The sequence below is a fragment of the Sporomusa sp. genome, from assembly GCF_035561255.1.
GTDB lineage: Bacteria > Bacillota > Negativicutes > Sporomusales > Sporomusaceae > Sporomusa.
The window spans coordinates 1-9,650 of sequence record NZ_DATMXX010000134.1 but is presented as its reverse complement, the minus strand read 5'-3'; the positions used below and the strand labels follow the sequence as shown (position 1 = coordinate 9,650).

Below are 9,650 nucleotides of genomic sequence, written 5' to 3'. Positions count from 1 at the left end.
TATGTATATAGTGAATTTAAACTGGTAATAATAGAAATGTAATAGGTGTCCTCCGAGAATATGAGGGTTGCGAAAACATTGAATTGAATAACGCGCATACGTAAGCACCCATATACAAACCCCTGCCGTTTCGGCAGGGGTTTAATTTATGAACAACAATAATTATGGAATATAATGGATAGATTTTTCTAGCGTAATATACTTGACTAACTTACAACCTCGATGGTATTATTAAGTTGTAAGTAGCCAAGGAGGTGTTCTGATGAAAGTTGCGTTAATTGGCTTAGGAACAACAGGGAGAATTGCAGCTGAATATTTTCATAAAGAACAGGCACTAGCGCTAGTATTGTGCCGGGAAAACAGCCAGGATGCCGGTAAAGATTTAGGCGAGCTTTTACATAGACCGCACATGGGTGTCTCGGTTGAGACTACGGAGAATCTAGAAGAAAAATTAAACAGGTATAAACCCGATATATTAATCGATTTTTCCTCGCCATCCTTCCTGCGGGAACATTTAGCGACTCTGGCGCGGTGCAAGGTCAACGTGGTAACTGCAGTTACCGGTTATACCCAGATGGATATAAAAAGAGTGAAGGTGTTGGCCAGGAAAAGGGAGATTGGTGTGGTAATTGCCCCGAATATCACCCTGGGTGTCAATGTATTATTAGTGATGGCTCAAATCGCAGCTGCCCTTCAATCAGATTATGATTTTCAGGTTGTTGATGAAAATCATAGAAATAAAAAAGATAGTCCGTCAGGCACTGCGGAAAAAATCGTCGCAGCGATTAAACGGGGGCTTGAAAAGTCGGAAGCCGATAACTTGATACCCATTCACTCAATCCGGGCGGGTGATATTACCGGACGCCATAAAGTGTTGGCTTGCGGGAAGTATGATCAAATTGAGATCACACACACGGCCTTTTCCAGAACGGCCTATGCCGAGGGGGCTTATAAAGCGGCTCAGTTTATCTATGGCCGCAAAGGCTTCTATGAGATGAAAGATGTATATGGCCTCGGAAAACCAAACTATGCAGAGGATCGGTTGCATACTGATGCTACAGCCTCACTGGCCGGTTTCTATGCCTAAACGTTTGAAATAATACAAAACGAGCCACCCTTCTGGTAAAGGGAGGCTCGTTTTTTATGTTGGATTGCCAACAAAGCTTGTTGTTTTTGTTAGAATCTCTGGATCGCCAACAACCACAATTCGATCATGTGGCTCAATCTTGGCGTCAGGGCCAGGGGAAATGATGATTTTTGTACCCCGTCGAATTGCCACAACGGTAGCTCCGGTGTGTTGCCACAATCTAATTTCTGCAATAGTATGGCCGATGGTATGCGAGGTTTCAGGTACCTGAACCTCAACCGGATTGTAGGGCGTGAGATTACGGAGTTTATCGGAATAATTTATAATATCAGTAAGCAGGTTTTCCAGTCTTGCATCAATCTCACGCTTTTGCTGTAAGAGAAGCTCAACGTCATGATGCAGGGAGTCGACAGAGTCGGAGCTTTTGTAGTGTTCTACAAAGCTATAGGCATTTTCGGTAGATAATACAGTTACTTCTTTACCCTGGGAGACACTGACAACATTCTTAACTTTTAGGAGGGCTATCGCTTTCCTGACTGTTTCCGGCGATACATTGTAATGGCTGGCTAATAAGGATCTACCCGAAATCTTTTCGTGTACACTGTATTCGCCATTAATGATTCGTTGGGCCAAGTCTAAGGCAATAGACCGGTACATAGCAATTGATGATTTCATCTGAAGTTCCCTCCGCTTGACAATCCGCGCTGTTATTATTATAGCTTTTATCATAACAGTCAACAAGCTGGCATTGTCAGTAAGTTTAAAAAACGCTGGAAAAGCAGAAGGAACCGCCAACTGGCGGTTCCTCTCTAGTGGGTTGCAAGCTTGTGTACGGTCTACTCTTTAGTCGTGGATGTCGCCGCCGGTGATGCAGCTTGATTGGATGGATTTGATGCTGCCAGCAGTTTGCTGCGGTCATTCATAGTTTTGGTGATTTGCTTGATGAATGTGCTTGTCCCACTAATGATATCAACAAACGATTTTTTCTTAAAATCAAACAGGTCTGCCTTCGAACTATACCCGATGGCTTGACTCATCATTAGATAGTCGTCAGAGATATTTATGGGGATTCCCATATTGATGATTGCCTTATTGAGTCTGCCGATCTCTTTAAGTAGCTTTTGTACATCCAAATCGTTCAAAGTATAGTCGAGTTTACGCCAGAATTCTACCGGTTTGTAAATGGAGTACTCATAGTTCATTAGTTCATTTACAAAATTTTGTCCTAACTTAAAACCTAGTTTTTCTCTTTCATCAAACCACGCCGTCCCAGGAAGTACCCCTGGAGGATTTACGATAACTGCATCGGGGTTAGCTTCTCTAATTAAACTTACATTTTGCTCAAAAACGTTCTCCAGGGTTATTCCAGGGATGACCGGGCAAGGGTAAATCATGGATAATACAACCTGGCAAGTCAGGCCTTCTGCCACTGCCGCCAGTTTAATGCACTGGATTGTATCAATAATGTCCTTTTGTACCACCCCCTTGTTCATAATTTTGTCATTAATCTCATCATGTCCGGTCTCACCACCTAAAAACACGGCTCTGAGGCCGGAGCGAATCATTAGACGATAGATTTTGTAGACGTGTTCAGATGTTTTGCCTGGCCGGACAAACATGGAGTAATTTATCTTTATATCTTCGGCTATGATCATTTGGGCGATAGATTGGCCATGGCCTAATGGTGTTTCAGAGCTGCTAAACCGGAAAAATGCGATACCCCGGCTTGTCATAGCAACGATTTCGTCCTTTATCTCCTCTATCGGCCGTGGGGTGTAATGGGTATTTTGCCTGGTATGTGAGCAAAAGCTGCACTTATTCCAGGTGCAACCCAGTCCGTCGATCAAGGTGTGAAACCATACCTTATCTGCCATGTCTACCGGCCTGTATTTGGGAATGGTAAATGAGTGGAACATGTAGTCGCCTTGTTCATGGTAATGGCCTGTTCGCAGCAGGGGGGAGGGTCCTAATTCCCGATGCACGAGGTCTAGAAAGGCCACTTTTGTCGTAACAGTATTTCTCTTATTTAGTAGGTATTCCAGCAGTTCTTCGCCTGGGCCCATAATCGCCAAATCAAATTCACCCTGAGCCAGGACATGTTCTCCATATACTTTTACATGCGGTCCACCTGCGATTACGATAGTTTCTGGACTAGTTTCTCTGATCTTCTTGGATAGTTTACTACTCCAGGTGTAAGGAGCTCCTCCCCAAACTTTTATTCCTACCAACGGGATTTGCTCGGTTTTAACAAGGGTAACTATATTGTCAATAATCTCATCCAGATGGTGTTTGCGTAAGCGAAGGGTTAGCGATTGTACCGGCCAGGCTAAGAGTAGGGCGGCAAGGGCCAAGAACTTAAACCGGCCGGTAGTCTGGGATAATTGCAACTTGACCAGCCTGCGCAGCAAATATGTGCACCATTTGGGAACACCCCTTTCAACAAGTGAAACCCGTTGATCATCGGCAACATAAACGCTAAAGCCACGTTCTTCAAGATAGGTGCGAATCATGGCTAATCCATTTTCCAGTGCGGCATCGGAAGCAATCCTTTGTCTAGGTGCAAAACTATTTATTAACAGTAAATCAATGTTTTTATTCATGATGTTGTCCTCCTTGGTTAGTTTTGATGCAAACAGAGGAAAGCACTTGAGTAGCTTTTAAGTTGCTTAATAAAGTTTGCGCTGATCTTTGGTAAAGGTGCTGATAGCGCTCGAATGCTTGCAACGGTAAAACAAAAACCTCGCATTCGGTTACCGCAGAGACTGAGGTCGTTTGACGTGACTGCGAGGAAGCTGTTAGATTGCCAAAATGATCTCCAGGTTGCAGCATGTGAGAACTTTCATTTGCTGAAGAAACTAGGGTGCCGTGCAACAAGATATATAAATCGCTGGATAAGCCGTCCTGATTTACGATGCAATCACCTGGAGAGCAGGAGAATATTACTCCCACAAGTAGAAGCCGGATCACCTCTTTGGCGTCAAGGTATTTGAATACTGGAAATATAAATGGAGAGTTATTGCTTAATTTGTCTTCCAGGTATTTACTCAAGCTTTCTTGTGTGACTAGTTGACTATTATGTTGCTTCGATATCTCCGGGAACGCCTTGGAAAAAAGTTGTGCTACTGTTCGATCATTAGGACGGTTACGCGCTAGACGATAAATAGGAGACTTAGCAGCTCTCATGTGTTCTTGATCTTCCAGCACCATGACCAATGGGACTAAAAGACCGTATCCGGGGTCAGTAAAGTTTTTAGTAAATCTTCTAAAACCTATCCGTTCGTATAATGGCACGATTGAAGGATTGCAACCTCCAAAGCATATTGGAGCTTTATGGTCATGGAGTAGGCGATAGGACTCGACAAGCATTAGATAAAATGCAGGAGAACTCCTGTAATGTGCTAGCGCGGCAATTTTAGTAGCGAGACCATAGGGAGATTTCGCGAAGCCTTCACTTATTGTTCTAAACTTCTGAAACTGAAACGCTTCAATTATGTCAGAAGGATAGTCATCAGGGGAAGAAATTGTTAGTCGTAATGTAGCAGCAATTTCGCTACCGGCCTGTACATAAAGTAAAATGCTCCGATCATCCATGGCATCAAAGATCTGTTTTGTTTTGTTAAAGATTGAGCTTAAGGGTTTACCCATTTCTTGGACATATACCTGATAACGTAGTTTATAGATTTCGCTTTTTTCCCAAGGCTCCTCAGCGATTCGCACTTGTAGTGCAGAATTTGTTTTGTTTCTAGAAGAAATACTAGTTTCTTGAGTACCCATGTCAAATCATCCTCCATATTTGTTTTTGCGAGAAACTGTAGAGAATTGGAACAATCAAAGGCATCACCCCCTTTAAGTAAATTATCTTATATACTCTAAAAACAAGGAAAAGCATAATTAGTATTTAAGATAAAAAAAAGAGCCCCTAGATAGGACTCTCTTAGTAGAAAACCAACATTATTTCATTTGTTTTTAAAGAATATATAGAAGGTTGTTCCTAGGGGGCCAGACACCACCTGAATTTTTGCCTGATGATCACTTGTAATCCTATAAACCACTGCAAGGCCAAGACCCGTTCCAGTATCTTTTGTAGTTAGAAATGGTTTACCTATATTTTCTAAGATGTGTGGAGGGATTCCGGCCCCGTGATCTTGTACTTCCAAAACTACTTCATCATTTTTGACATAAGTCCTTATCATGACGGATCCACCGGGCTCCATGGCTTCCAAACCGTTGCGAACTAAATTCAAAAGCAGCTGACGTATTTCTTTTTCATCCAAGTGTATCTCAGGTAGGGCTTCCGGGCTAAAGTAAACTTCCATGCTTGATGCATTTGCCGCAGCTTTTATTAGTGGATAGATATCTTGAATGATATTATTTAGCTGGCAAAGGTTTAGATCACGGGATTTATTCTGGCAGAGAGATAAATATTCTTTAATAATCAAATTGGCACGGTCCAGTTCGGTTATGAGTAAACTAAAATGCTCATGATAGCCTAAGAAAACTGGCTTTTTTAGAAAGAACTGCAAGTAGCCTTTAACTGTTGTTAGCGGATTTCTGATCTCATGAGCTACATTCGCTGCCATTTGTCCGACAGTATTCAATCGATCTAAGCGAGAGACATCTTGCTCCAGCATCTTACGCGTGGATATGTCGCGAATAATTCCTTCGAAACTTATACATAAGCCATCAGTGTCAAGGATTGGGACAGTTGTCTGTTCAACCCAAATTAAAGTATGATCCCTTCGAATAAGACGCATTACTAGGGGGCTAGTTGAAACCGAACTTGGGCTGTTAACAAGGCTTTCAATCCAGAAAGCATCACTTGGATGAATCAATGAAAAAAGCAGGCCAGGTGATTCATAGTATTCATCAGGGCTATAGCCGGTTAGCCTGGATATTGACGGGCTAATATAGTCTAACTTGTGTGTTGGTTTTAGACTGTAGAGATAAATGGTATCGGCGGCATTTTCCGCTAGTAGGCGATATTGCTGCTCTTTAGATACCAGATCTCGAAAGTTTTTTTCTACATATAGCATTAGAACACCAATCGATATGATAAAGCGGAGTGTGGCGCTGATTAAAAAACCCCATGGTGCAAACCAACTTACTGAGATAAGAAAAGGCATATCCAATGTATGTAACCCCATTCCGATAAAAGCAGCACCGACAACAGTTTTACCCCAGCTTTTACTGTCGAGGTGGCGTATGAACATCCATCCATGCCAAAAATAGATATAAGCTATAAAAGCAAGTGAGGGCAGGCTTTTTACAGCAAATGAGGCATTAAAAAAAATGGCTATATCAGATAATAAGGATAAGCCAATACCCCAGTAATACCAACTTTTAGTCATTTTTTGTCCAAAGAACTTACTTGTGGCATACACAAGGAGTATATTATTGGCGATTGATATGAGCTGGATTACGATTAAAACAGGTGTAGGAATTTGCGGTAAGGGGGTGCGAAAAAAAATTTGCGTAAGGAAGTGAACTAGCCAGAAAGTTGCCCACAAGCCTATATATGTTTGTCGGTAGAGCCAGAACAAGAAAAAATAAACACATCCTACGGCGAATGTAGCTGATAGAGCTGCAATAATTGAAAGTTCGTAAAAGGTCATTTACCAATTCTCCCCTCAAAGAATCTTAAATTACTATACTCTATGCTGCATTTATTTACACTTTTGGTAATTATATCAAAGGCCTGCTGAAAAGTATGGAGAATTATGCCGAATAACAGAATATTATTGATATATCGGACAACTCTTCCGTTAAAGTTAATAATGAAAACAGTCATTGATATAAGAGGAAAAGCTATCTTTGTCACGAAAGTATCAAGAAAAATAAGGAGAAAAGGAACACCATGAAAATATTAATTGATGCTGATGCTTGTCCGAAGGCGGCTCTTCAGATATGTCTCCGCATGGGTCAAACATATGATATCCCGGTTTGGACTGTGGCTAGTTTTAACCATAATATTGTTTCAGATCATCATGTAGTAGTAGGCAGTTCGTCTCAAGAAGCAGATATAAAAGTAATCAATCTGACTGATCCTGGTGATATAATTATTACGCAGGATTGGGGACTGGCATCGATGGTGTTAGGCAAGTCTGCATCTTGTCTTAGTCCGACAGGTAAAGTGTATAGTCCGGAGAATATCGATTTTCTGCTGGAAGAGCGGGAAATTAAAGCTAAGTTTCGTCGTGGCGGCGGAAGAACAGGCGGGCCTAGCAAAAGAACGCGGCAAGATGATCAGCGATTTGAGGCTGAAATCGAGCAATTAATTATTGGTCAGAGCAATCACAACTGAGGATGTTACGGCTGATTTGATTAATTTATCTATGTAATTTACTGTTGACGCTAATCCGGGCATGCTGTTATAATTTACCTATAAATCAATACTTGGGCGATGGAGTTCGCCATTAACCCCGTGATGAGCGGTGATGACTCCTACCAGATACCTGGTAGGAGTCTGTTCTATACTATGGCTGGTATAAGAGTATCCTGGTTATTGCTGAAAGGAGGATATATATGCCTAAAATTACAGGTAAGGCTAAGCGGTTACGGATTTATATTGGTGAGCAGGACCGTTACAAAGGTAAGGCTCTCTATTATGCCATTATCGAAAAAGCTAAAGAACTCGATTTGGCAGGGGCCACTATGTTTCGCGGGTTGATGGGTTATGGTGCACATAGTCGGATTCATTCTGCGAGTATTGTGGATCTGTCAAGCGATTTGCCGGTCTTGGTAGAAATCATTGATAGCGAGGAATATATTAATAAATTGCTTCCTTATATTGATGAAATGCTGCAGGAAGGGCTAGTTACTCTAGATGATATTGAAGTATTCAAATACGGCAAGGCCCGGTAATAATTCTGTTGCTTCTGGGAGGTGTGGACATGTTGCTTAACATACTAATCGTGGTGATTGGCGGCGGAATAGGGGCTGCATCAAGATATTTAGTCTCCTCCTGGGCGGCGGAGCGGTTTGGATCAAATTTCCCCTATGGGACATTGTTCGTCAATGTGGCAGGGTGTTTTATCATTGGGTTATTTTTGGCGTTGGTGAATGATAAGATCATTGTTAAACCAGAATGGCGGTTGTTTGTTACCACCGGCTTTCTGGGCGGGCTAACAACATTTTCATCATTTAGTTATGAGACAATAAAATTATTGCAGGAGTCAGATGTTTCCCTTGCCCTATATAATGTCATAGCCAACTGTGGTATTGGCTTTTTGGCAACATGGGTAGGGATGAATTGTGCGAGGTATCTTACACTTTAGTAAAATTGATCTACGGTAGTAATGGTAGGGGGCGGATAAATATGATTGAAGTTATTTTGCCAGATGGAAGGAACTTGAGCTTTAAACATGCCGTTTTTGATTGTAATGGAACCTTAGCCGAGGATGGCATTATCAGTAGTTTAGTCTGTGATTTATTGCGAGAATTAGCTGTGAAAATTCATGTAACAGTAATTACGGCAGATACTTTCGGTACAGTGCGTGAGCAGTTAAAGAATGTCGCTGGTGTGGAAGTTATTGTTTTGAGTAAGCAGGCAGATGGTACAGAAAAGGCGCAATATGTCCAGGGACTGGGGGCAGACAACACAGTCGTCATTGGAAACGGAGTAAATGACCAGCCGATGTTCTTTATTGCCGGACTAAAGATTGCACTTCTTGGACCTGAAGGGGTTAGCAGTGGTATTCTGGCAGCCGCTGACATTGTTGTTAAAAGTCCTGAAGATGCGATTCAACTGCTGCTTAATCCCAAACGTCTTATTGCCACCTTAAGACGGTAATCGGGTATCCACAATATACCGGAGGGAAAGGTGTTGACTTTTTTTCTGAGGACGGGATATAATATCAAAGTGGCATTTTTTAAGCTTCAGCGGCGGTGAAAAACTATGGATGATAGTTACTATATGGGACTGGCATTGGTTGAAGCCAGGCAGGCGTATGATCTGGGCGAGGTACCGATTGGTGCTGTGCTGGTGATAGACCAGCAGGTTGTAGCAAGTGCTCACAATATGCGTGAGATATGGCATGACGCTACTGCTCATGCCGAAGTGATCGCCATCAGAGAAGCCTGTAAGGTACTAAGCCGTTGGCGATTGACTGGCGCTACACTTTATGTTACTATAGAACCGTGTCCGATGTGTGCTGGTGCTATTGTCATGAGCCGTATCGATAGACTAGTCTATGGCAGCCCCGACTACAAAGCCGGAGCAGTTGAATCACTCTTTAATGTTGTGCAGAATCCAGCGCTTAATCATCGCCTGGAAGTAACCTCTGGTGTACGTGCAGATGAATGCACAGCAATTATGAAAGATTTTTTCCGCCAAAGACGGAAGTAATTTAATGGAGAGGTGTCCGAGTGGTCGATGGTGCTTGACTCGAAATCAAGTGTCCTGTCAAAGGGACCGTGGGTTCGAATCCCACCCTCTCCGCCAATAAACCTAGCAAAATCAAGCCTCCGCAGGTTAGCGGAGGCTTTTTGTATTTTTAAATTACGTAAACTTGTATCCAAAGTTGTATCCTTTTTGGGATAAAAATAAAGGTTTTCCGTATTGTTG

General features: G+C 42.3%; 10 protein-coding genes, 1 tRNA gene and 1 riboswitch. Of the genes, 7 read left to right on the top strand and 4 right to left on the bottom strand.

Annotated elements, in window-relative coordinates:
* The first annotated feature begins 262 nt into the window (after positions 1–262).
* Positions 263–1,087 (top strand): 4-hydroxy-tetrahydrodipicolinate reductase, encoded by an 825-nt coding sequence (dapB, locus tag VN379_RS07625; protein ID WP_325532464.1) that lies wholly within the window; start codon positions 263–265, stop codon positions 1,085–1,087.
* A gap of 54 nt (positions 1,088–1,141) precedes the next feature.
* Here the strand turns inward: dapB and VN379_RS07620 are convergent, their stop codons facing one another.
* The 4 genes from VN379_RS07620 to VN379_RS07605 form a co-directional block, all read right to left on the bottom strand.
* On the bottom strand, positions 1,142–1,762 hold the full coding sequence (locus VN379_RS07620) for a TrkA C-terminal domain-containing protein (RefSeq protein WP_325532462.1): 621 nt from the start codon (positions 1,760–1,762) through the stop codon (positions 1,142–1,144).
* A 161-nt stretch (positions 1,763–1,923) separates the two neighbouring features.
* Complete coding sequence (locus VN379_RS07615; RefSeq protein WP_325532460.1) at positions 1,924–3,687, bottom strand: B12-binding domain-containing radical SAM protein; 1,764 nt, start codon at positions 3,685–3,687, stop codon at positions 1,924–1,926.
* Positions 3,680–4,861: a cyclic nucleotide-binding domain-containing protein gene (locus tag VN379_RS07610; protein ID WP_325532458.1), complete on the bottom strand. Its 1,182-nt coding sequence runs from the start codon at positions 4,859–4,861 to the stop codon at positions 3,680–3,682. The genes VN379_RS07615 and VN379_RS07610 overlap by 8 nt, the downstream gene beginning before the upstream one ends.
* 182 nt (positions 4,862–5,043) lie before the next feature.
* A complete protein-coding gene (locus VN379_RS07605; RefSeq protein ID WP_325532456.1) occupies positions 5,044–6,699 on the bottom strand; it encodes an ATP-binding protein in 1,656 nt (551 codons plus the stop codon).
* Positions 6,700–6,941: 242 nt separating this feature from the next.
* Here VN379_RS07605 and VN379_RS07600 point away from each other — a divergent pair, with 242 nt between their 5' ends.
* The 6 genes from VN379_RS07600 to VN379_RS07575 all read left to right on the top strand — a co-directional run bounded on the left by VN379_RS07600 (position 6,942) and on the right by VN379_RS07575 (position 9,527).
* Positions 6,942–7,388 carry a YaiI/YqxD family protein gene (locus VN379_RS07600; protein ID WP_325532454.1) on the top strand — a complete coding sequence of 149 codons (447 nt, stop codon included), beginning with the start codon at positions 6,942–6,944 and terminating at the stop codon, positions 7,386–7,388.
* Positions 7,389–7,474: 86 nt separating this feature from the next.
* Positions 7,475–7,538: riboswitch (Fluoride riboswitch) on the top strand.
* A 71-nt stretch (positions 7,539–7,609) separates the two neighbouring features.
* Entirely contained in the window at positions 7,610–7,948 is a 339-nt protein-coding gene (locus VN379_RS07595; protein WP_325532452.1) for a DUF190 domain-containing protein, read from the top strand.
* A gap of 29 nt (positions 7,949–7,977) precedes the next feature.
* Positions 7,978–8,361, top strand: a complete 384-nt coding sequence (gene crcB / locus VN379_RS07590; protein WP_414714973.1) for a fluoride efflux transporter CrcB — start codon at positions 7,978–7,980, stop codon at positions 8,359–8,361.
* A gap of 41 nt (positions 8,362–8,402) precedes the next feature.
* Complete coding sequence (locus VN379_RS07585; RefSeq protein WP_325532451.1) at positions 8,403–8,876, top strand: hypothetical protein; 474 nt, start codon at positions 8,403–8,405, stop codon at positions 8,874–8,876.
* Positions 8,877–8,981: 105 nt separating this feature from the next.
* A complete protein-coding gene (gene tadA / locus VN379_RS07580) occupies positions 8,982–9,431 on the top strand; it encodes a tRNA adenosine(34) deaminase TadA (RefSeq protein WP_325532449.1) in 450 nt (149 codons plus the stop codon).
* Between the two features lie 6 nt (positions 9,432–9,437).
* Positions 9,438–9,527, top strand: a tRNA-Ser gene (locus VN379_RS07575).
* The last annotated feature ends 123 nt before the right edge of the window (positions 9,528–9,650 follow it).